Origin of the sequence: Streptomyces sp. NPDC059534 (genome assembly GCF_042743475.1) — a bacterium.
In the GTDB taxonomy this organism is placed as follows: domain Bacteria; phylum Actinomycetota; class Actinomycetes; order Streptomycetales; family Streptomycetaceae; genus Streptomyces.
The window spans coordinates 173,838-195,561 of sequence record NZ_JBHWAQ010000005.1; the positions used below are offsets into that span (position 1 = coordinate 173,838).

A 21,724-nucleotide genomic window follows, 5' to 3' on the forward strand; every position below is an offset into this window, starting at 1 on the left:
ACGTACGCCACTTGTTCGACCTCCCGGTGCACAGCCCATCACGCGGACGCACCCCCTGGCCAGCGCGCGTGTCGCGCGACCAGCGCAGACCCGGGTCGGGGCCTGCGCTGGTCGTGGTCGGGAGCGGCCGGAGAGTCCGCCCGGCCTACGGGTTGATGTCGATCTTGAAGGTGGATGTGGTGTTGCGCACGTCCACGGCGTTGCCGTTCAGTTCGAGGCCGTTGAAGGTCACCTCGCCGACGGCGGGGCCCTGGCCCGACTCCGGCATCTCGTTGGCCCAGAGGCCGAAGCCGGACCTGGCGTCGTAGGCGTCGCCGCTCTTGCGGGCACCGGTGACGGAGATGTCGCTGAAGACGGTGTCCTTGATGGGGAACTGGGGCCGGCCGCCCACGTAGTTGGTCTGGAACATCACGCCGCTGTAGGTGGGGTCGACGATGTCGACGTGGTTGACCCTGATGCCCTGGAAGACCTTCGAGGCGGAGAAGACCCAGATGCCGGGGAAGGTCTGCGAGCCCCAGAAGTGGCCGCCGGCGCGGACGATCGAGATGTTCTCGAAGGTGGTGGGCTCGGTCCCGAAGCCGTTCATCGGGTAGCCGAAGTCCAGCGACGAGATGGTGATGCCGGAGTAGACGAGCGTGTCGGCGATGTGGATGTTGCGGAAGGTGTTGTTGTAGCCGCCGTAGACGGCGACGCCGGCGGCCCGCCAGGTGAGGGTCGTGGTGAGGTTCTCGTAGACGTTGTTCTTCATGTCGGCGCCGCCGGCGTCGATCGCCGAGAACAGGGCGAAGCTGTCGTCGCCGGTGGCCCGGGCGTCGTTGTTGGTGACGAGGTTGTCCGTGGAGCCGTTGGTCATGTTGATGCCGTCGGCGAAGAGGTTGCGGATCCGGGAGTTCTTGATGGTGATCCGGTCGGTGTTGGCGCCCCAGTAGAGGCACACCATGTGCTCGTTCCAGATGTCGTCGATGACGATGTCCGACACGTTGGCGAAGTCGAACACCTTGCCCGGGCCGTCGATCCGCGAGGTGTAGTTGCCGAAGTACGCGAAGCCCTTGAAGAGGGAACCCTTCGCGGCGGCCTCGGCGCGGAAGCCGACGTCGGTGTCGTCCTGCGTCGACGGTGCGTGGAACGTGGTGAACCACGGTCCGGCGCCGACGACCTTGACCGCCTTGCCGTACACCTGGAACTTGCTGGACGTCTGGTAGTCGCCGGGCGGCAGGTACACGCCGACGAGCGTGCCGGTGGTGTCCATGCGGACCCTGTCGAGCGCGTTCTGCACGTCCTGGTGCGTGGTCCCGGCCGGCACGGCGTACGTGGCCGGGTCGGGGTTGGGCACCGGGGCGACCTGCTCCAGGTCGACGAAGTCGATCGCGTACACGGAGGTGTTGGCCGCGTCCTTCTGGAGCCGGATCTTCGCGCCCGCCGGGACCGTCTCGCCGAGGAGGAGGTGCGCCTCGTCATAGATGTGGCGCGGGGCCCCGGATCCCGGCGAGTTGCCGGGCGCGGTCTCGTTGCCGTACAGCCAGGCGTACTTCGAGGTGAGCGGGAGTGCCTTCTTGAACACCCCGTCGACGTACACGTCGATCGTGGAGTCGATGCCGCCGCCGCCCGGGGCGTCCGGGATGGAGAAGCGGGTCACCAGGGTGTTGGTCGCGGCGCGGGTGGTGAACTCGACGTACTCCCCCGTGGCGTCCAGCTGGACCGCCTTGCGACCGGATGCCTCGCCCGCGATGTCGCCGACGGTCCGGTTGGGTCCGACGACGGTGGCCCCGCCGCCGGCCGCGCCGTCCTCCGCCTCGTACATGTCGTAGGGCATGTTCGCGCCGCGTCCGACGAACAGCGGCTGGGTGGCGGTGTTGTTCGCCCGCTTGACGGCCGGCTCGTTGGCGTCGTCGGCGAGGACGGTCCGCACGGTGTACGAGCCGTTGGCCGCGGTCCACGGGCCGAGGGTCACCTCGGCGCCGGCGCCCGCGCCGAGGGTTCCGGTGTGGGATCCGGTGAGGGTCTTGACCACGGTGCCCCGGGAGTCGAGGAGGGCGAGGGTGACGCCGTGGCCGCCCGCCGCGCTCGCGTCGGTCCCCTCGTTCCTCACGGTGACCTTGAAGGAGACGGTGTCGCCGGCGGCCGGGCTGGAGGGGGTGGTGGCCACCGAGGCGGCGACGAGGTCGGAGCCGCCGACCGGCTTGACCACCAGGGCGGTGGGGCTGGTGTGGATGTTGTTGGACTCGTTCTGCTCGATGACGGCGTTCGCCTCGTCGGCGACGGCGCTGAGCTGGTACGTCCCCGCTTCGTGGGCGCCGATGGAGGCGCTGACCGTGGTCTGGGCGCCCGCGGCCAGGGCGCCGACCTGGGCGGTGGCGACCTTGGTGCCGCCCAGGCGCAGGGCGACGGCGCTGGCCGGTGCGGCGGCCGGGCCGCTGTTGCGGACGGTGGCCGACACGGTGATCGGGTCGGATTCGACCGGCGCCGCGGGAGACGCGGTCAGCCCGGTGACCTCCAGGTCGGGGTTGGGCGCCGGGACGCCGACGACCTGGAAGTCGGCGAGCTGGCCGGCCGGGGCTCCGGTGTTCGCGGTGAACCTCAGCTGGACGTCGGCGACGCGCCCGGAGACCGGGACGGTGACGGTGTTGCCGCTCGCCGGGTCGAAGCGGAGGCTCTTCGCCGCCGCCAGCGGGGTGAAGCCGGTGGCGCTCTGTTCGCGACCGAGGACCTCGACGGTCTGCGAGCGCGCCGCCCAGGCGGTGTCCGGGTTCAGCCGGAGCACCAGCCGGTCGAGGTCGGCGTCGGCGCCGAGCTTGACGGTGAGGGTGTTCGGGTAGCTGTCGCCGGCACCTTCCCAGTACGTCGCCGGGTTGTTGTCGTTGGCGTTCTCCGCGACGAACGTGTGGACCGTGGAGGAGGCGCTGATCGGCTTGGCGACGGCGAGGTCGGTGCCGGTGCCGCCGGTGCCGACGCGGGTGACGGCGTTGCTGTCGGCGGACTGGTTGCCCGCCGCGTCCTTGGCGCGGACCCGGTAGGTGACGGTGGCCGATGCGGGCTGGGTGTCGGTGTAGGCGGTGGCGCCGCCGGCGACGGTGGTGCGCAGGATGCCGTTGGCGTAGATGTCGTAGCCGGTGACGGCGGTGTTGTCGGTGGCCGCGCTCCAGGTCAGCCTGATCTGTCCGGCGGCCGGTTCGGTGTAGGCGAGGTTCGCCGGTGCGGTCGGGGCCTGGGTGTCCCCGGTGTCGGCGGTGCGGGTGACGGCGTTGCTGTCGGCGGACTGGTTGCCCGCCGCGTCCTTGGCCCGGACGCGGTAGGTCACGGTCTGGTTCGCCGGCCGGTTGTCGGTGAACGTGGTGACGTCGCCGGCGACGCTGGTGAGGAGGCTGCCGTTGGCGTACACGTCGTAGCCGGTGACGGCGGTGTTGTCGGTGGCCGCGTTCCAGGTGAGCCTGATCTGACCGGTGGCGGGTTCGGTGTAGGCAAGGCCGGTGGGTGCGGCGGGGGCCTGGGTGTCGCCGGTCGTCGGGCCGTAGATCTCCAGCTCGGATATCTGGGCGGCGGGCTGGACGGTGTTCGCGGTGACCAGGACCCGCACGAAGCGGGTGGTGGTGGCGTCGAAGGCGAGGGTCGCCGAGCGGCCGTTGGAGGCGTCGAAGGCGTAGGCCCGGGAGGCGGTGAGGTCGGTGAACGTGGTGCCGTCCGTGCTGCCCTGGAGCTTCAGGGTCTGGCTGCGGGCGCCCCAGGTCTCGGGCAGCCGCAGGACGACCCGGTCGACGCGTACGGCGGAGCCGAGGTCGGCCTGGAGCCACTGCGGCAGCGCGTTGTTGGCGCTCTCCCAGTAGGTGGCCCGGTTGCCGTCGTTCGCCTGCGCCGCCGTGTAGACCTCGGTGTGGCTGCTGGCGGTCAGGGTCCGGCCGGCCGCCAGGTTCGCCGAGGAGCCGTCGGCGGCGTGCACCTCGAGTTCGGAGAGCTGCGCCGCCTGCCAGCCGGTGTTCGCGGTCACGGCGATGCGGACGAACCGCGTCTGGGTCGCGGGGAAGGCGACCGTGACCGTGTTCCCGGCGCCGGGGGTGAAGGTGTAGGCGGCGGAGCTCTTCAGGGTGGTGAAGGCGGTCCCGTCGGCGCTGCCCTGCACGGAGAGCGTCTGGGTGCGGCTCTCCCATCCGGCGGGGAGCTTCAGGACGACCTCGTCCACCCGCTCGGTGGTGCCGAGGTCGGTCTGCACCCACTGGGGGAAGGTCGTGCCGGCACTCTGCCAGTACGTGCCCTGGTTGCCGTCGGTGATGTTCGCAGCGCCGTACTCGGCGACGGCGGTGCTCGACGACGTGGGGTCGCCCAGGGCGATATTGGGTCCTCCCGCGGCGTGGGCGGCCATGAGCGGGCCTCCCAGTGCCAGGAGGCCGGTCGCGATCACGGCGCTCAGGCACCGTGATCGCCTGCTGTCGATTCTCATCGGTCCTCGTTCCCGGCCCGTGCGCGGACGCGACGGGGCACGGCTCGGTCGGGTGTGGTGGGGGTGCGGTGGCGCGCGTCAGCCCGCGTTGACGACGAACTGCGAGCCGGGTTCGACGAGGACGTCGCCCTCGGCGGAGCCGGTGATCGTGACGTCCTTCAGGGTGGCGCTGCCCCTCGCCCCGCTCATGGCGAGGACGCCGGAGCCGTTCTTCGACCCGTCGATGCGGACGTTGGTGATCCGGACGTCCGGCATCACGCCGCCGCCGGTCTTGAACTGGATGCCGTCGTAGGTCGAGTCGAGGATGTCGGTGTCGCGGATGGTGACGCCGGGGATGTCCTGGCCCTGTGCGAAGAGCGTGATGGCGCCGAACTCCTGGTCCTCGTTCCAGAACGCTCCGCCGGTGCGGTACAGGGCGTTGTTGGCGATGAGGGTCTGCCCGGTGAAGGGCAGCGGGTCGTGGTCGGTCGCCAGCATGATCCCCGGGTAGTTCATGGTGTCGGAGATGATGTTGTTCTCGATGGTGTTGCCGTAACCGCCGTACACGGCTATGCCGTTGGCGCGCCAGGGCAGCTGGATGGTGTTGTTGCGGAAGTGGTTGTCGTGGCCGATGTCGACCGACGTGTCCTTGACGTACTTGCTCGACCAGACGGCCAGGGCGTCGTCGCCGGTGTTGCGGAAGGACGAGTTGTACACGGTCGAGTTCCGGGTGCCGTTGGCGAAGTTGATGCCGTCGGCGTAGGTGTTGCGCACGCGCATGCCGGTGAACTCCAGGCCGTCGCCCGGGCCCCACAGTTCGGGGATGTTGGAGTAGTCGCGGCCGACCCAGACGCCGACGTTGGCGTGCTCGATCCACACGTTGCTGATCTTCGTGCCCTTGCCGAAGCGCCCGTTGAGGCCGACGCCGCCCTCGGCATTGCCGTCGCCGCCGCGGATGGTCCCGGAGCCGAAGATGGCGAGGTCCGAGATCTGCGTGTTGTGGTCGATGTCGAAGCCGAAGTTGCCCTCGTGCGGGTGGTTGATGCCACCCGCCTGGTGGGGCGGGGTGGTGGTGTACAGCTGGGTGTGCCACATGCCGGCGCCGCGGATGGTCACGTCACGGATGCCGACCTGGTTGAACTCGCCGCGGTTCAGCGGGTCGTCGGTGAGGATCTTCTGCTCCTGGCGCCACTGTCCGGCGGGGATCCACACGCAGCCGATCTCGCCCTTCTGGTCGGCGGTGACGGCGCGCTGGAGGGCGTCGGTGTCGTCGATCCCGTCGTTGGGGACGGCTCCGTACGCGGTGATGGAGGTGCATCCGGCCGGCTGGGTGGCCGCGGGGGCCACCTGCTCCAGGTCGATCAGGTCGAGGACGTAGAAGGCGGCCGTGTCGCCGGCGTCCCGCTGGAGCCGGAACCTCGTCCCCACCGGATAGGTCTGCGTGAGAAGGGCGTGGGACTCGTCGAAGAGCCGCCGCGCGTCGCCCTGCGGGGTGTTGGTGAGGCCCTCGGGGCTGTCGGTGGTGCCGTAGAGCCAGCTGTGCTTGGAGGAGAGCGTCAGCTTCCGCAGGAAGGTGTCGTTGACGTAGAGGCTGATCGTCGCCTCGGCACCGCCGCCCGTCGGGGCGTCGGGGATCGAGTTGCGGACCACGATCGAGTTCGCGGGGTTGGCGGAGGTGAACTCGACGAACTGGCCGGTGGCCGTGAGCCGCACCGACTTGCGGCCGGAGGACTCCGTGGCGACGTTGGTGTGGCCGAAGGTGCGCTTCTGGTCGCTGGTCAGGAGCGTGCCCTGGTAGCGGGCGTCCTCCGCCTCGTACTCCGTGTACGGCACGGCGGCGCCGCGTCCGACGACGAGGGAGCGCGCGAAGACGTTGTTGGACTCGTCGGTCTCGGTGACGGTGCCGGTGGCGTCCGCCGTGGCGGTCAGGGTGGCGCCTCCGCTGGTGGCCGTCCAGGTCCCGGCGACGCCGACGGCGGCTGTCTCTCCGGCGGCGATGGCCGGGGTGGTGCCCTGGAGGGTGGTGGTACCGGCGGTGAGGCGGGTGATCGTGCCGGCGGGGACGGCGGTGGTGCCGCGGTTCTGGACCGCGACGGTGAAGGAGACGGCCGCGCCGACGGCGGGCGCCGACGGGTTGGCGGTGATGCCCGTGACCTTCAGGTCGGGGCCCGGGCTCTGACCGACGGTCAGTTTGCCTGCGGCGGTACGGCTGTTGTTGCCGTTGTCCTGTTCGACGACGGTGTCCGTCGGGTCGACGACCGCCGAGACGGTGTAGGCGCCCATCGGGCGTCGGCCGACGGGGACCGCGACGGTCGTGGACGCGCCGGCGGGGAGGGAGGCCACCGGGGCGGAGCCGGCGACGGCGCCCTCGACGCTGACGTTCACCGTCGTGGCGGCGGCGGGCGCGTTGCCGGAGTTGCGGACCGTGGCGTTGACCGTCACGGTGTCCGCCTCGGACGGTGCGGACGGGGTCCAGGCCAGGTCGGTGACCACGAGGTCGGGGTTGGGGGCCGCCGTGCCGAGGACCTGGACTTCGGCGACCTGGGCGCCGGGGGCGCCCGTGTTGGAGGAGAAGGCCAGCCGGAGGTCCGCGTAGCGGCCGGTGACCGGGACGACGACGGAGTTCCCGCCGGAGGACGGGGAGAAGGCGTAGTCGGCCCGGGCCTTCAGGGTGGTGAAGGCGGTGGCTCCCTGCGGGCGGCCGAGGATCTGGAAGGACTGGGTCCGCGGGCCCCACGCCTGGTCGGGGTTGAGCTTCACGACCACCGCGCCGAGGTCGGCGTCCGCGCCGAGCCGCACGGTCAGGTCGGCCGGGAATCCGGCCGACTCCCAGTAGGTGGTGGCGTCGCCGTCGTTGGCGTGGGCGGCGACGTAGTTCTGGGTGGTGGAGGTCGCCTCGATCGGCTTGCCGCGGGCCAGGTCGGTCCCCCCGGCGGGCGGGTCGACGGGGCCTCCGTCGCTCTCGCCGTAGACCTCGACCTCGGACAACTGGGCCGCGTTCCAGCCTGTGTTGGAGTCGACCTGGATCCGGACGTACCGGGCGGTGGCCGAGGCGAGGTCGATGCCCACGGCGTTGGCCGCGGCGGGGTCGAAAGCGCGGGCCTTCGGGGCGGAGAGGGTGGTGAAGGTGGTGCCGTCGGTACTGCCGAGCACGCCGACGGCCTCGGAGCGCACCTCCCAGCCGGTCGGGAGTCTCAGCGCCACCCGGTCGACGCTCACGGCGGCGCCGAGGTCGATCTGCACCCACTGGGGGAACGAGCCCGCCGGGCCTTCCCAGTAGGACTGTTGGCTGCCGTCGGTGACGTTGCGGGCCGGGTAGGCGCCATGGGCGCCGCCGGCCGTCACCGCCCGGCCGAGCGCCAGGTTGGGTTCCGCCGCCGCGGCGTGCGCGGGGGCGGGTAGCAGCCCGATGGCGAGCAGACCGGCGGTCAGCGCGCCGGCCGTGAGCCGCCGGCTCAGGTGTGTGCCTCTCATGGTGACCTTTCCATGATCCGGGCCGCGGCGCGCGCCCTGCCTGCGGAGAGGAGAGCAACAGGGGCGTTCGGCGGGAACCCGGCATGACTCCGACAGTGAAGTGCGACGCATGGCCTGACTTTTGAGTGATTCAGTCAATCTTTTGCGTCGCTGAGGGGACAGGTTTCTACCGGGTCACGACTTTGTCAACGGTCGGGGAACTACCGGACGCAAAAAGACACCGGCACCGGGGCGCCTCGGGGGCGTCCTCGGTGCCGGTGCCGGCGGGGAGGGAGGGGTGGTGGAGCGGCGGGGCTCAGCCGGTGGGCGGCTGCGCGGTCGACCCCCGGACGACGAGCTCGGGCTCGAAGAGCAGCTCGCCGGGGTGGGTCTGGGTGCCCTGGATCTGGGCGCAGAGCAGCTCGACGACGGCGCGGCCCATGGCCTCGATGGGCTGGCGGACGGTCGACAGCGGCGGCTCGGTGCAGTTCATGAAGGCCGAGTCGTCGAAGCCGACGACCGACACGTCCGCGGGGACCGAGAGTCCCCGCCGGCGGGCCGCCCGGATGGCACCGAGGGCGAGCGGGTCGCTGGCGCACACGATCCCGGTGACCCCGCGGTCGAGGAGACGGGTGGCGGCGGCCTGTCCGCCTTCGAGGGAGAAGATCGACCGCTCGACGAACTCGTCGGCCAGCTCCTTGCCGGCGGCCGCGGCGACACCGCGGGCCGCTTCGAGCTTGCGGCGCGAGGGGATGTGGTCGCCGGGCCCGAGGACGAGCCCGATCCGCTCGTGGCCGAGGGAGGCGAGGTGGCGCCATGCCTGCTCGACGGCGACGGCGTCGTCGCAGGAGACGCAGGGGAAGTTCAGCCCCTCGATCGCCGCGTTGATGAGGACGACCGGGATGTTCCGCTCCGCCAGCTGGTGGTAGTGGTCGTGCGGCGCGGCGGCCTGGGCGAAGAGACCTCCGGCGAAGACCACGCCGGAGACCTGCTGCTGGAGGAGGAGGTCCACGTAGTCGGCCTCGGAGACGCCGCCCTTGGTCTGCGTGCAGAGCACGGGCGTCAGCCCCTGCTGGGCGAGCGCACCACCGATGACCTCGGCGAACGCGGGGAAGATCGGGTTCTGGAGCTCCGGAAGGACCAGGCCGACGAGGCGCGCGCGCTCACCGCGCAGCTGCGTGGGCCGCTCGTAGCCGAGGACGTCCAGGGCGGTGAGCACGGACTGCCGTGTCGCTTCGGAGACCCCGGGCTTGCCATTGAGGACACGGCTGACCGTCGCCTCGCTGACCCCCACCTTCTTCGCCACTTGAGCAAGTCGTCGCGTCATGACCGCAAGACTAGCGCAAGTGGCGCAAGCCAGTTGCGGCTACCCGCAATCGACCGCGCCCGGCAGCGCCCGGTTCGCGCCCGTCGCCCGGCCGTGCCGGCACCCTCCTCGCGCGGGCATGCCGAAGGCCGCCCCCGACTGCGTTCGGGGGCGGCTCTCAGGTGGTCGGGCGGCTCCGCGGTCAGCCGGAGGTCGCCTCCCGGTGGGCCCGGACGATGTCCGCGTAGCGGCGCCCGCTCGTCTTCACGGTGCGCCGCTGCGTCGCGTAGTCGACGTGGACGAGGCCGAAGCGCTTGTCGTAGCCGTAGGCCCATTCGAAGTTGTCGAGCAGGGACCATGCGTAGTAGCCGGCGAGCGGGGCTCCCTTGCGCACGGCGGCGGCGCAGGCGGCGAGGTGCTGTTCCAGGTAGCGGGCGCGCTCGGGGTCGTGGACCTGGCCGTCGGGGCCGACCGTGTCGGGGAAGGCCGAGCCGTTCTCGGTCACGTACAGCTTCCGTACGCCGTAGTCCTCGGTGAGCCGCAGCAGGAACGCCTCCAGGCCGCCCGCGTCGATCTGCCAGTCCATGCCGGTGCGCGGCACGTCGGGCAGCCGGACCTCGGTGGCGTACGGGACGGGGCCGGCGGGGTCGTCGGCGACGGTGGCGGGGAAGTAGTAGTTGAGGCCGTGCCAGTCGAGCGGGGTGGCGATGGTCTCCAGGTCCCCCGGGCGCTCGGGGAGTTCGACCCCGTACAGCTCGCGCATGTCGGCGGGGAAGCCGCGGCCGTATACCGGGTCGAGCCACCAGCGGTTGGTGTGGCCGTCCATGCGGGCCGCGGCGGCGATGTCCTCGGGCCGGGTGGAGGCGGGCGCGATGGTGGAGTGGTTGGTGACGAGGCCGATCTGCGCGCCGGGGGCGGCGGCGCGGACGGCCTGTGTGGTGAGGCCGTGGGCGAGCAGGAGGTGGTACGAGGCGCGGACCGCGGCCGTCAGGTCGGTGAGACCCGGGGCCATGCGGCCCTCAAGGTGGCCGATCCAGCCGGAGCAGAGGGGTTCGTTGAGGGTGGCCCACTGGGTGACGCGGTCGCCGAGGCGTTCGGCGACGACGGTGGCATAGGCCGCGAGGTGTTCGGCCGTCTCGCGGACGGTCCAGCCGCCGCGGTCCTGGAGGGCCTGCGGCAGGTCCCAGTGGTAGAGGGTGACGGAGGGCGTGATGCCAGCGTCGAGGAGTCCGTCGACGAGCCGGTCGTAGAAGTCGAGTCCGGCCGCGTTGACGGGGCCGTCGCCGCCGGGGACCACGCGGGGCCAGGCGACGGACAGCCGGTAGGCGTCGGTCCCGAGCTCCTTCATCAGGGCGACGTCCTCGGGCCAGCGGTGGTAGTGGTCGCAGGCCGTGTCGCCGTGGTCGCCGTTGTCGACGGCGCCCGGCGTACGGGAGAAGGTGTCCCAGATGGAGGGGGCGCGGCCGTCCTCGGCGACGGCGCCCTCGATCTGGTACGCGGACGTGGCCGTGCCCCAGACGAAGGAGGGCGGGAAGGCGGCGAGGTCGAGCGGTTCAGACACGGGAGTCCTTTCAGGGGCGGTGGCGCCGGTGGGGGGCGTCACTTGACCGCGCCCGCGGTGAGGCCGGTGACGAGGTAGCGCTGGAGGAGGAGGAAGCCGGCGACGACGGGGACGCTGACCACGAGGGACGCGGCCATCACCTGGTTCCAGTAGACGTCGTTCTGGGTGGCGTATCCCTGGAGGCCGACGGCGAGGGTGCGGGTGGTGTCGCTGGTCATGACGGAGGCGAAGAGGACCTCGCCCCAGGCGGTCATGAAGGCGTAGACGGCGACGGCGACGATGCCGGGGATCGCGGCGGGGACGATGACCCGGAAGAGGGCTCCGAGGGGTCCGCAGCCGTCGACCTTGGCGGCTTCGTCGAGGTCGCGCGGGACCGCGTCGAAGTAGCCGATGAGCATCCAGACGGAGAACGGCAGCGAGAAGGTCAGATACGTGAGGATCAGACCGCCGCGCGAGCCGAAGAGGGCGATGCCGGTGGCGTTGCCGATGTTGACGTAGATGAGGAACAGCGGCAGCAGGAAGAGGATGCCGGGGAACATCTGCGTGGACAGGACGGTGACCGTGAAGACGCGTTTGCCGCGGAAGTCGTACCGGCTGACGGCGTAGGCGGCGAAGATCGCGATGGTGACGGAGCAGACCGTCGCGACTCCGGCCACGACCACCGAGTTCACGAAGTAGTCGGCGAGCGGGACGGTCTCCCAGATGTCGGCGTACGGGCGCAGGGTGAGCCCGGAGGGGATCCACTGGAACTTGCCCGAGACGTCCTCGAGCGGTTTGAGCGAGCTGGACACCATCACGTACACCGGCAGCAGGACGAAGCCGGTGATCAGGGTGAGGAAGATCCGGCGGCTCCAGAGGAAGGAGCGGGGCGCGGCCATCGGCGAGCGGGGCCGGCCGCGGCGGGCCGTCGGGGTGCGCGGGGGCGCGGTGCGGCTGCTAGGCATCGGTGGCCTTCCTTCCCCGGGAGGTGAGCAGCAGGTAGCCGCCGGTGACGACCAGGAGGAAGAGCAGGAGCAGCACGGACATCGCCGAGCCGGTGCCGAAGTTCCAGGTCTGGAACGAGGACTGGTAGATGTGCAGGGAGATCAGGTCCGCGGACTCGGGGGCCGCCTTGCCGAAGAGGACGAAGGGGGTGTTGAAGTCGTTGAACGTCCAGAGGAAGAGGACGAGGACCAGGACCTGGTTGACCGGGCGCAGGGACGGGAGGGTGATGCGGCGGATCTGCTGCCAGATGCCCGCTCCGTCGAGGGCCGCGGCCTCGTAGATCTCCTTGGGGATGTTCTGGAGCCCGGCCATCATGATGAGGAAGGCGAAGGGCCAGCCCTTCCAGACGGAGACGACGAGCAGGGTCACGAAGGCGTTGTCGCCGATGAGCCAGAACGCGGGGCTGTCGCCGATGCCGAGCTGGTCGTGCAGGACGTGGTTCACGAGGCCGTTGTCCCGCTGGAACATGAACGCCCAGGTGATGACCGCCGCGTAGACCGGCAGGGCGTACGGGACGAGGAAGAGCGCGCGCAGGAAGCCCCGGCCCCGGAAGGTCTCCTGCATGAAGATCGCGGTCGCGGTGCCGAGCAGCCAGCACAGGCCGACCGAGCAGAGGGTGAAGAGGCAGGTGGTGAGGAACGAGGCGAGCAGGGCCTCGCCGACGGGGGCGTCGAAGTCGACCGAGACGGCGTAGTTGTCCAGCCCGGCCCAGGGCGCGCTGGTCCAGTCCCGGATGAAGAACTGGGTGAGTTCCCGGAAGCTGATCACGATGCCGATGAACATCGGCACGAGGTGGACCAGGAGTTCGAGGATCAGGGCCGGCAGGAGCAGGAGGTACGGCAGGCTCAGGGCCCGGAGCCGCCCGGGGCGGCGCCTGCGCGGCGCCGTCCCGGGGGTGTTCCGCTGTTCGCTCCGTCCGCCGGTCTTCTCGATGGCGGTGGTGGTCATGGTGGCGTCCGGACTCACTTCTTGGGCATCTGCTGCTGGGCCTTTTCGAGCTTGGCCCGGACGGAATCCGTGGTGACGGCGCGGCCGGCGGCGGCGTCGGCGAACAGCTCCTTGACCGCGGTGCCGACGACGGTCTCGAACTGCGACTCCTCCGGGACCTGTGGGAGGGCGGCGGCGCTGGTGGCGAGCGTGTCGCGCAGGACGGCGAGGGCGGGGCTGTTGAACGCGGGGTCCTGCTGGGCGCTCTTCACGGGCGGGATGGAGCCGTAGGCGGTGTTGAGGATCTTCTGCTCCTCGTCGCCGGTCATGAAGTTCACGAACTTCATGGCGCCGTCGATGTTCTTGGTGTTCTTGAAGACGGCCATGTTGATGCCGGCGACCATGGAGTTGGTGGCCTTGCCCTGGCCCGGAGCGCCGGACGGGACGGGCGCGGGGGCGACACCCCACTCGTCGTCGTTCATGCCCTGGGCCTTGAACGTGGCGGAGGCGGTCTGCCAGAGGACCATGGCGGTCTTGTTCTTGGCGAAGTCGCTGAGCGACTGGTTCTGGGCGTACTCGGCGTTGCCGGGGGCGACGATCTTGGCGGCGGCCATGAGGTCGACGTACTGCTTGACGGCGGCGACGGCTCCGTCCGAGGTGAAGTCGGCCTTGCCGTCGGGGGTGAAGAAGTCGGCGCCGTGCTGCTTGCCGAGGACGAAGACCTGGTGGATGTTGTTCGAGAGGTTGGAGCCCTCGACGCCTATGCCGGACGTGCCGTCCTTGGTGATCTTCTTGCCGGTGGCGATCAGCTCGTCCCAGGTGGCCGGGGGCTTCTCGACGCCGGCGTCCTTGAACATCTTCTTGTTGTAGTAGAGCGCGTACGCCATGGAGTACAGCGGCACGGCCGCCGGGTCCTGGCCCTGGACACCGGTGGAGCCGAGGGCGGAGGCGACGAAGCGGTCCTTTCCGCCGATCTGGTCGAAGTGCTTCGCGTCCCAGGGCAGCAGGGCGCCGCTGGACTGGAGGGAGGCGCTCCAGGTGTTGCCGATGTTGAGGACGTCGGGGCCCTGACCGGAGGTGGTGGCGGTGAGGATGCGGTTGAGGAGGTCCGACCAGGGGACGACCTCCAGCTTCACCTTGATGCCGGTCTCCTTCTCGAACTTGTCGAGTTCGGGCTGGAGGACCTTCTTGTCGACCTCCAGGCTGGCGCCCTGGTTGGAGGCCCAGTAGGTGAGGATCTTGGGCTGGGAGTTGGAGGCCCCGTCCGTGGAGCCGCCTCCGCAGGCGGCCGCCGAGAGGACGAGGGAGAGGGTGACGGCACCGACGGCGGCGGCTCTGATTCTGCGCATGATCCCAGGGGCCTTTCGTGGGGTCGTGGAAGTCGGGGAGGAGGGAGCGCAACGCCCCGCGTTCAACCTCCGAAGCCCTCTCCCGACTTAATTTAGGATGTGAGTTAAACCTCAAGCGAAGGTGGCGTCAAGAGGTCCGCCAGGGGTATGTTTCGAATCCGAACCAAGGGAATGGGGTGCTCGGTGAGCGTACGCAGCGGCCGGACCGTGCGTGACCTGCGGCGGGAGAACCGCTCCGCGGTACTGCAACGGTTGTATTTCGACGGGCCGATGAGCCGCTTCTCGCTGGGCCCCGCGACCGGACTGAGCTCGGGCTCGATCAGCAACGTCGTCGCCGAACTCGTCGCGGACGGCCTGGTGGAGGAGGCCGGCAGCGTCGACTCGGCCGGCGGCCGCCCGCGCACCCTCCTCCGTGTCCGCCAGGCGAGCGCCTACATGATCGGGGTGGACGTCGGCGAGACCCGCGTCCGCGTCGAGCTCTTCGACATGGCGCTCACCGAACTCGCGCGCGTGGAGCGGCCGCTGGACCCCGAGGGGCCCCGCCGCGTCGACCGGTACGAGGTCGGTGTCGTCGTCGGCCACGTCCGCGACGGCGTCGAGGAGGTCGTCCGGCAGGCCGGCATCGACCCCGAGCGCCTGCTCGGCGTGGGCGTCGGCGTCCCCGGCATCGTCGTGCGCGGCCCCGAGGGCACCGCCGTCGTGCACGGCCAGACCATCGGCTGGGACGCCGTCCCGCTGGAGCAGCTGCTGCGCGCCGCCGTCCCCCTGCCCGAATCCGTGCCGTACGTCATCGACAACGGCGCCAAGACCCTCGGCCAGGCGGAGATGTGGTTCGGCGCGGGCCGGGGCGTGCGCAACGCCGTGGTCGTGCTCTTCGGCTCGGGCGTCGGCGCCTCGGTCGTCTCGGACGACCTGCGGCCCGGCCGGGCGGTGGAGTGGGGCCATCTGACGGTACGGGTCCGCGGCCGGCGGTGCCGCTGCGGCGCCCGGGGCTGCCTGGAGGCGTACGCGGGCGCCGAGGCACTCCTCGAACGCTGGCGCGAGGCCGGCGGGCGGCCCCCGGCCGGCGCGGACGAGGAGACGGCCCTGACCTCCATGCTCGCCGCGGCCTACCCCGCCGATCCGGACAGCGACCCGGACGCCACGGCGCTCGCCGTCCTGGAGGAGACCGCCGAGTACCTCGGCGCCGGCTTCGCCGACCTCATCAACCTCTTCCAGCCCGAACGCATCCTCGTCGGCGGCTGGGCCGGCCTCCAGCTCGGCGCCCGCTTCCTGGAGACGGTCAAGGGCTACGCGCAGGAGTACGCCCTGACCTTCCCCGCCTCCCGCGTCCGCATCGCCCTCGGCACCCTCGGCCCGGACGCCGTCACCGTCGGCGCCGCGATCCTCCCCCTCGCGGACTTCTTCGCGCGCGGCGGCCGCCTCGCGCCGCCGGAGACCGAGGAAGCGGCACCGGCCTGGCAGGAGACGCTCCGCGAGCGGGCCGCGCACTAGCGACATGTCCGGGACTCGGCGGCAGCGCGCGACGGCCCGGCCCGTGAAGGGGGCTGAGCGGTGCGCACCCCTCCCCGCGGCCTACTGGTCGAGTCCGGGCAGGGCGTCCGGGGCCGGGCAGATCCTGGCGCCCTGGTGGTCGAAGACGTAGAGCTGCGCGAGGTCGACGAGGAGCGGGACCTGCGCGCCGGCCCGGACGCGGACGTGGGGCCCGGTCCGCAGGACGAGGTCGCTGCGGGCCGCCGTGCGGCGTTCGTGGGCGGCGTACGGGTCGCCGGACGGGACCGGGTCGGCGCCGGGGACCGCCGCCCTCGGGCCCCCGGCCATCGCCGGCCGGCCCCTGCCGAAGGCCGCCGCGCGCGCCCGGAGCCGGCCGATGCCCCGCTTGCGCCGTCCGCCCGCACGCCGGCCCGCGGACCGGGGCCGCGACGCCTCCAGCTCGGCCACGACGGCGGGCCGCGAACCGGTGTCGAGGTGCACGAGCACCTCGTGGCCCTGGTACTCGACGTGCTCGACGATCCCGACCAGCGACGCCTCGCCGGGCCGCGCCTGGCTCGGCGGCGCGATCCGTACCGCCTCGGAGCGCAGTCCGACGATGATCGGGCGCCCCTGCTGGATCCGCAGGAGCTGGTGGTCGACGCTCAACGGCAGCGGCAACACCAGGCGTTGACGTCCGAGCTCCAGACTCATCGGTCCGTCCAGCGGGGCGTGGACGACCGCGTCGAGGAGGTTGATGCGCGGTGTGCCGACGAACGCGGCGACGAAGACGTTGGCGGGCCGTGCGTACAACTCCTGGGGTGGACTGACCTGTTGCAGGACACCGTCGCGCATGACCGCGACCCGGTCGCCCAGCGACATCGCCTCGGACTGATCATGCGTCACATAGACGGTGGTGACGCCCAGTTCTTCGGTGAGCCGGGCGATCTCGGCCCGCAGATGGCCGCGCAGCTTGGCGTCGAGGCTGGACAGCGGCTCGTCGAGGAGGAAGACCGACGGGCGGCGGGAGATCGCCCGGCCCATCGCCACCCGCTGGCGCTCGCCGCCGGACAGCTGCCCGGGCAGCCGGTCGAGCAGGTCCTCGATGGCGAGCATCCGCGCGGTCGCCTCGACCTGCGGGTCGTGGTCCGCCGACGGCTCCCTCAGCTTCAGGGGGAAGCCGATGTTCTCCCGCGAGGTCATGGACGGGTAGAGGGCGAAGTTCTGGAACACCATGGCGATGTCCCGCTCGCGGGGCGGCACGTCGTTCGCGTGCTCCCCGTCGAGGAACAGGTCGCCGTCGGTGATGTCCTCCAGGCCGGCGATCATCCGCAGGACCGTGGACTTGCCGCATCCGGAGGGGCCGAGCAGCACCAGGAACTCGCCCGGTTCGACGGTGAGGGAGACCCTCCGCACCACGTGGGAACCGCCGTATTTCTTGCTCACATCTCGCAGCACGATGGCGCGACTCATGGAAATCCGCCCGGAGTAGAAGGATCACAGGGGGGTGTGTGGCCGAAAGTAGCCCATTGCGAAGCGCTGCGGAACAGTTTCGTACGTATGGAAAAAGAGGAATTCACCGGCGGGCGAACTCCGTCGGCGCGGCGCCCCGACGGTCGTCGCGCGGTCCGGTCAGGCCGATTCCCGGACGACGAGTTCGGGGTCGAACACCAGGCGCGTCGGGCCCGGCAATCCCTGGACCTGCCCCACGAGCAGCTCCGCCATCGCTGCGGCCATCCTCTCGACGGGCTGGCGCACGGTGGTCAGCGGCGGCCGGCAGGTCACGGCGACGCTGGAGTCGTCGAAGCCGACCACCGCCACGTCCCCGGGCACGCTCAGGCCCCGCTCGCTCAGCACCTCGCACGCCCCCTGCGCCATCAGGTCGTTGGCCGCGAAGACGCCGTCCACCCCCGGGTGCTCCGCCAGGATCCGGCGCATCGCCGCCGCGCCGCTGTCGACCGTGAAGCCGCCCTCCACCACCGGCGGCGGGGTCCGGCCGGCGGCCGCCAGGGCGTCGCGGAACCCGGCGAGGCGGTCCTCGCCGGCCGGGAGGTCCCGGGGGGCGCGGATCGTCGCGAGGTGACGGCATCCCCTGGCCAGCAGGTGCGCGGCGGCCAGCCGGCCGCCCTCGCGGTGGTCCATGTCCACGTAGCTCACCGCCGGTCCCTCCGGCGGCCGTGCGAACAGTACGAGCGGGATGCCGGCGGCGCAGAGCAGTCCGGGCAGCGGGTCGTCGGCCTGGATGGACACGACGAGGGCCCCGTCCGCGCTGCCCCGGCGCAGGTGGTCCACCACCTGCCGCCTGGCCGCCCCGGACTCCGCGAACATCAGCACGGGATGCGCCGCGCGCCCCCGCAGGTACGTCACGGCTCCGCTGACCACACGCCCGAAGAAGGGGTCGGCGAAGACCCTGGCGGCGAACGCGTCCCCCGCGCCGGAGATGACGAGCGCCACCGTCTCGGTGCGCGCGTCGGGCTGCGGACCGCGGCCGGTGACCAGGGTCCTGGCGGCGCTGTTCGGGGTGTATCCGGTGCGCTCGATGGCCTGCCGCACCACGTCCTGGATCGCCGGGTCGACGTTGCGCACCCCGTTGACGACACGCGAGACCGTCGCCCTGGAGACGCCCGCCTCCCGCGCCACGTCCTCCAGCGTCGGTCCCCGCCTGATCACTCCCGTACTCTAACGTGCCGTTTTCCGGGACCCGGTGGGCGGGCCACGGGAACTGCCGTCGGGCCGCCCGGGCCCCGGCCCGGTATTCACGGAAGGGATTTCTCCGTTCCCGCGCACGGAATTCTCCGGGCACGGGAGCGGTGAATTCGGTATACGGAGGGCGGCAAGCGGTCGGGCCATTTCCTCCGGTCGACCGGAATGCGGTACGCGTCGTCCGATCAGGGATTCGCCGAAGTCGCGCGACGCGGGGCCGGGTCAGGCGCCCGCGGTGTCCTCCGCCTCCCAGCGCAGCAGGTCGCCCGGCTGGCACTGGAGCACCTCGCAGAGCGCGGCGAGCGTCGCGAAGCGCACCGCCTTGGCCCGGCCGTTCTTGAGCACCGCCAGGTTGGCGGGCGTGATCCCGACGCGGTCGGCGAGCTCGCCCACGGACATCTTCCGCCGGGCCAGCATCACGTCGATGTCGACGGCGATCGGCATCAGATGACCTCGTCCAGCTCGGCCTGCATCTGCGTGGCCTCGACGTCGCGCGCGACGGCCTGGGCGAGCAGCATCCGCAGCACGAGCACGATGAGCGCGACCCCCAGGATGGCCAGGCCGATCCCGCCCATGATGACGGTGACGCCCGGGTCCTCCCGCTGGCCCGGCGCGTTGACGGCCGTGACCGCGAACCACAGCAGGGCGGCCGCCACGATCGAGCCGATCACGAAGTCCACGTACCGGAAGGCGGTGTGGGAGAACACGGTGCCGCGTCGCACCATCGTGACGAGCCGCCAGACGGACACCAGGGCGACCTGGGCCGACACCATGCCGAGCATGGTGATCACGCGCAGCGGGGTCAGCGGGAGCGACCCGTCCTCCGGGTCGGTGGCCAACGCCCACACCATCGACACCTGGATGAACACGGTGCCGACGAGCACCACGGCGAGGACGGCGCGCAAGGCACGCACTGCCAGCTTCCCCATGACGTAATCCTTCCATCGATTGACGATGGGAATCTATCGATTTTCGATAGACGAGGCAAGAGCCGAGACGCAGTGCGGGCGCCGCGGCCCTGGCCGCCCGCGCCTCACGGTCCTGACGGTCCTCACGCATCCCGGCCCTCCGGAACCGGCCCCACCGTCACGTCCGTCTCGTGCTCCACCGCGCCCGCGGAGCGGCCCACCAGCAGCCGGTACGTCCCCGGTTCGACCCGCCACGCGCCGTCCTCGGGCGACCAGTGCCGCAGCGCCCGCGGCCCGACGACGACCTCGGCGACCGCGCTCCCGCCCGCCTCGGCGTGGACCGCGGTGTGACCGGCGTACCAGCGCACGGGGCGCTCCACCGCGGAGTCGGGCCGCGCGAGGTAGACCTGGACGACCTCGCGTCCCGGGCGCGTCCCGGTGTTGCGTACCGGCACGCGTACGGTGAAGGCGGAGCCCGCGTCGATCCGCGCGGGCGCGGCCGCCTCCCCGTACTCCCAGGTCGTGTAGCCGAGGCCGTGGCCGAACCAGTACGCCGGCCGCGTCCCCGCGCGCAGCCAGGCGCGGTGGCCGATGTGCGGCCCCTCCTCGTAGTCGAGCCGGCCGTCCACGGGACGCGTGCGGGTGACGGGCGCCTCGGCGAGCCTGGCGGCCCAGGTCGTGGGGAGTCTGCCGCCCGGCTCGCGACGGCCGAAGAGCACGTCGGCGAGGCCCGCACCGGCCTCCTGGCCGGGGAACCAGCCCAGGAGCACCGCCGCGACCTCGTCGCGCCAGGGCAGCTCGACCGGTCCGCCGCTGTTGACGACGGCGACGGTACGGGGGTTGGCGGCGGCGACCGCGCGGACCAGGTCGTTCTGCGCGTCGTCCAGGGACAGCTCCGTACGGTCGTATCCCTCCGTCTCGTCGTGCTCGGTCGTGCCGACGACGACGATCACCGCGTCCGCCGCGCGGGCCGCCGCCACGGCCTCGGCGAGCGCCTGGTCCGGGTCGCGCCGAGGGGGCGCGGCGGCGACGATCGTCGCCCTGCCCGCACCGGGCACCAGCTCGCGGCGGGCGACGAGATGGACGTGGCGCCCGCGCTCCACATGGGCCTGTGCGGTGTGCAGGGGCGGGGTCACGTGCACGATCGCCGGGTCGTCGGTCTCGCACGGATGGGTGCCGTCCAGGATCACCCGTCCGTCGACCTCGATCGTCATCCGGCCGAATCCGCCGACCCCGAAGGTCCACGCGCCGGTCGTCTCGGGCCGGAGCAGGGCCCGGATCTCCACGGTGTGCGTGCCCGGCGCGAGGTCCGGTTCGAGGAGGCGCCCCGACAGGCGCCGCTCGGCGCGCAGTTCGTTTCCTTCGGCGTCCAGGCAGCGGAGCAGGACCCCCGGCTCGCCGGAACGCGGCTCGGTGGACCGGCGGGTGTCGAGCGGCTCCGGCGGGGCGTCCGTCGACGGACCCGCGGTGTACGTCACGCGGCCGCGGCCGCGCAGGCAGGCGCGGATGCCGGCGAGCGGCGTGACGACCGCGGACGGGAAGACGCCGGCGCTTCCGCCGCCCTGGACGCGGGGCGAGGCGGCGTGCTCGCCGATGACGGCGACCGTGCCCACGCCTGCGGGGTCGAGGGGCAGGACGCCGTCGTTGCGGAGCAGTACCGCTCCGGCGGCGACCGCCTCACGCAGCAGCCGTCGGGCCCCCTCGCCCGGGAGCGGCGGGCGGCGGCGAGGGGCGTCGCCGAGCGCGCCGACCCGGGCGGCGAGGCGGAGCAGCCGCCGGACCTTCTCGTCGACGGCGCTCTCGGGCACGCGGCCGTCGCGCACCGCCTCGGCCAGGTCCGTCGCCCAGGGGCTCGCCGGGCCGGGCATCGCGAGGTCGAGCGCCGCGCGGGCGGGTTCCTCGGCGGTGCGCACGGCGGCCCAGTCGGAGACCGCGACGCCGTCGAAGCCCCACTCCCCCTTCAGGGGTTCGGCGAGGAGCGGATGGGCGGTCATCGTCGTGCCGCCGACGCTGTTGTAGCCGGCCATGACCACCCACACCCCGGCGTCGACGGCGGCTTCGAAGGGGGCCAGATACACCTCGCGGAGCGTCCGTTCGGAGATCCTTACGTCGACGCGGAGGCGGTCGGTCTCGGAGTCGTTGGCGACGAAGTGCTTGGCGGTCGCGGCGACGCCGTGTTCCTGGATGCCGCGGATCAGCGCCGCTCCGGTGCGGGCGGTCAGCTCGGGGTCCTCGGAGAAGCACTCGAAGTGCCGGCCGCCGAGGGGGGTGCGGTGCAGGTTGAGGGTCGGTGCCAGGACGACGTCGACGCCCTTGCGGAGCGCCTCGGCGGCGAGCAGGCCGCCGAGCCGGCGCAGCAGCGGTTCGTCCCAGGTCGCGCCGAGGGCGGAGGCCGACGGCAGCAGGGAGGAGGTGCGGCGCTCGTCCCAGGTCTCTCCCCGTATCCCCGCGGGTCCGTCGGAGCAGACGATCTCCCGCAGTCCGATCGCCGCGTCGGCGGCCGTCCGCCAGGTCGTGGCGCCGGTGAGGAGCCGGACCTTCCGTTCCAGGTCGAGCTTCTCGACCAGCGGGTCGAGCGGGTCGTCGGGCAGGTCGTCGGGCAGGGTGCCCCGTTCGTCGGTCATCTCTCCCTTGTCGGTTCTCTCGTCGGGT

The 21,724-nt window shown here is 71.9% G+C and carries 13 protein-coding genes; 1 reads left to right on the forward strand and 12 read right to left on the reverse strand.

What is annotated here, in order from left to right; all coding sequences use genetic code 11:
* Nucleotides 1–145 precede the first annotated feature (145 nt).
* The 7 genes from ACFVZH_RS08470 to ACFVZH_RS08500 all read right to left on the reverse strand — a co-directional run bounded on the left by ACFVZH_RS08470 (nt 146) and on the right by ACFVZH_RS08500 (nt 13,991).
* Nucleotides 146–4,432: a discoidin domain-containing protein gene (locus ACFVZH_RS08470; protein WP_384894600.1), complete on the reverse strand. Its 4,287-nt coding sequence runs from the start codon at nt 4,430–4,432 to the stop codon at nt 146–148.
* A gap of 78 nt (nt 4,433–4,510) precedes the next feature.
* On the reverse strand, nt 4,511–7,885 hold the full coding sequence (locus tag ACFVZH_RS08475) for a CARDB domain-containing protein (RefSeq protein ID WP_384894602.1): 3,375 nt from the start codon (nt 7,883–7,885) through the stop codon (nt 4,511–4,513).
* Between the two features lie 295 nt (nt 7,886–8,180).
* Nucleotides 8,181–9,191: a LacI family DNA-binding transcriptional regulator gene (locus tag ACFVZH_RS08480; protein ID WP_384894604.1), complete on the reverse strand. Its 1,011-nt coding sequence runs from the start codon at nt 9,189–9,191 to the stop codon at nt 8,181–8,183.
* A 181-nt stretch (nt 9,192–9,372) separates the two neighbouring features.
* Nucleotides 9,373–10,731, reverse strand: a complete 1,359-nt coding sequence (locus tag ACFVZH_RS08485; RefSeq protein WP_384894606.1) for a GH1 family beta-glucosidase — start codon at nt 10,729–10,731, stop codon at nt 9,373–9,375.
* 38 nt (nt 10,732–10,769) lie between these two features.
* Nucleotides 10,770–11,609 carry a carbohydrate ABC transporter permease gene (locus ACFVZH_RS08490; RefSeq protein WP_384894881.1) on the reverse strand — a complete coding sequence of 280 codons (840 nt, stop codon included), beginning with the start codon at nt 11,607–11,609 and terminating at the stop codon, nt 10,770–10,772.
* Between the two features lie 58 nt (nt 11,610–11,667).
* Nucleotides 11,668–12,663, reverse strand: a complete 996-nt coding sequence (locus ACFVZH_RS08495) for a carbohydrate ABC transporter permease (RefSeq protein WP_384894608.1) — start codon at nt 12,661–12,663, stop codon at nt 11,668–11,670.
* Between the two features lie 14 nt (nt 12,664–12,677).
* Nucleotides 12,678–13,991, reverse strand: coding sequence for an ABC transporter substrate-binding protein (locus ACFVZH_RS08500; protein ID WP_384894610.1), 1,314 nt, complete (start codon nt 13,989–13,991; stop codon nt 12,678–12,680).
* Between the two features lie 183 nt (nt 13,992–14,174).
* On the opposite strand from ACFVZH_RS08500, the gene ACFVZH_RS08505 reads away from it, so the two are divergent.
* Nucleotides 14,175–15,485: an ROK family protein gene (locus ACFVZH_RS08505; protein ID WP_384894612.1), complete on the forward strand. Its 1,311-nt coding sequence runs from the start codon at nt 14,175–14,177 to the stop codon at nt 15,483–15,485.
* A gap of 81 nt (nt 15,486–15,566) precedes the next feature.
* Here the strand turns inward: ACFVZH_RS08505 and ACFVZH_RS08510 are convergent, their stop codons facing one another.
* From ACFVZH_RS08510 to ACFVZH_RS08530, 5 genes are all read right to left on the reverse strand, one after another.
* Nucleotides 15,567–16,934, reverse strand: coding sequence for an ABC transporter ATP-binding protein (locus ACFVZH_RS08510; protein WP_384894614.1), 1,368 nt, complete (start codon nt 16,932–16,934; stop codon nt 15,567–15,569).
* Between the two features lie 159 nt (nt 16,935–17,093).
* Nucleotides 17,094–18,131 carry a LacI family DNA-binding transcriptional regulator gene (locus ACFVZH_RS08515; protein ID WP_384894616.1) on the reverse strand — a complete coding sequence of 346 codons (1,038 nt, stop codon included), beginning with the start codon at nt 18,129–18,131 and terminating at the stop codon, nt 17,094–17,096.
* Nucleotides 18,132–18,386: 255 nt separating this feature from the next.
* Nucleotides 18,387–18,608 (reverse strand): helix-turn-helix domain-containing protein, encoded by a 222-nt coding sequence (locus ACFVZH_RS08520; RefSeq protein WP_384894618.1) that lies wholly within the window; start codon nt 18,606–18,608, stop codon nt 18,387–18,389.
* On the reverse strand, nt 18,608–19,093 hold the full coding sequence (locus ACFVZH_RS08525) for a DUF2975 domain-containing protein (RefSeq protein WP_384894620.1): 486 nt from the start codon (nt 19,091–19,093) through the stop codon (nt 18,608–18,610). Before ACFVZH_RS08525 ends, ACFVZH_RS08520 begins: the two co-directional genes overlap by 1 nt.
* Nucleotides 19,094–19,215: 122 nt before the next feature.
* Complete coding sequence (locus ACFVZH_RS08530; protein ID WP_384894622.1) at nt 19,216–21,696, reverse strand: beta-glucosidase; 2,481 nt, start codon at nt 21,694–21,696, stop codon at nt 19,216–19,218.
* Between the last annotated feature and the right edge of the window lie 28 nt (nt 21,697–21,724).

Coding starts and splice junctions, on each gene's coding strand:
- ACFVZH_RS08470 (WP_384894600.1), bottom strand. CDS start 4,432: ATGAGAATCGACAGCAGGCGATCACGGTGCCTGAGCGCCGTGATCGCG.
- ACFVZH_RS08495 (WP_384894608.1), bottom strand. CDS start 12,663: ATGACCACCACCGCCATCGAGAAGACCGGCGGACGGAGCGAACAGCGG.
- ACFVZH_RS08475 (WP_384894602.1), bottom strand. CDS start 7,885: ATGAGAGGCACACACCTGAGCCGGCGGCTCACGGCCGGCGCGCTGACC.
- ACFVZH_RS08500 (WP_384894610.1), bottom strand. CDS start 13,991: ATGCGCAGAATCAGAGCCGCCGCCGTCGGTGCCGTCACCCTCTCCCTC.
- ACFVZH_RS08480 (WP_384894604.1), bottom strand. CDS start 9,191: ATGACGCGACGACTTGCTCAAGTGGCGAAGAAGGTGGGGGTCAGCGAG.
- ACFVZH_RS08520 (WP_384894618.1), bottom strand. CDS start 18,608: ATGCCGATCGCCGTCGACATCGACGTGATGCTGGCCCGGCGGAAGATG.
- ACFVZH_RS08525 (WP_384894620.1), bottom strand. CDS start 19,093: ATGGGGAAGCTGGCAGTGCGTGCCTTGCGCGCCGTCCTCGCCGTGGTG.
- ACFVZH_RS08490 (WP_384894881.1), bottom strand. CDS start 11,609: ATGGCCGCGCCCCGCTCCTTCCTCTGGAGCCGCCGGATCTTCCTCACC.
- ACFVZH_RS08510 (WP_384894614.1), bottom strand. CDS start 16,934: ATGAGTCGCGCCATCGTGCTGCGAGATGTGAGCAAGAAATACGGCGGT.
- ACFVZH_RS08530 (WP_384894622.1), bottom strand. CDS start 21,696: ATGACCGACGAACGGGGCACCCTGCCCGACGACCTGCCCGACGACCCG.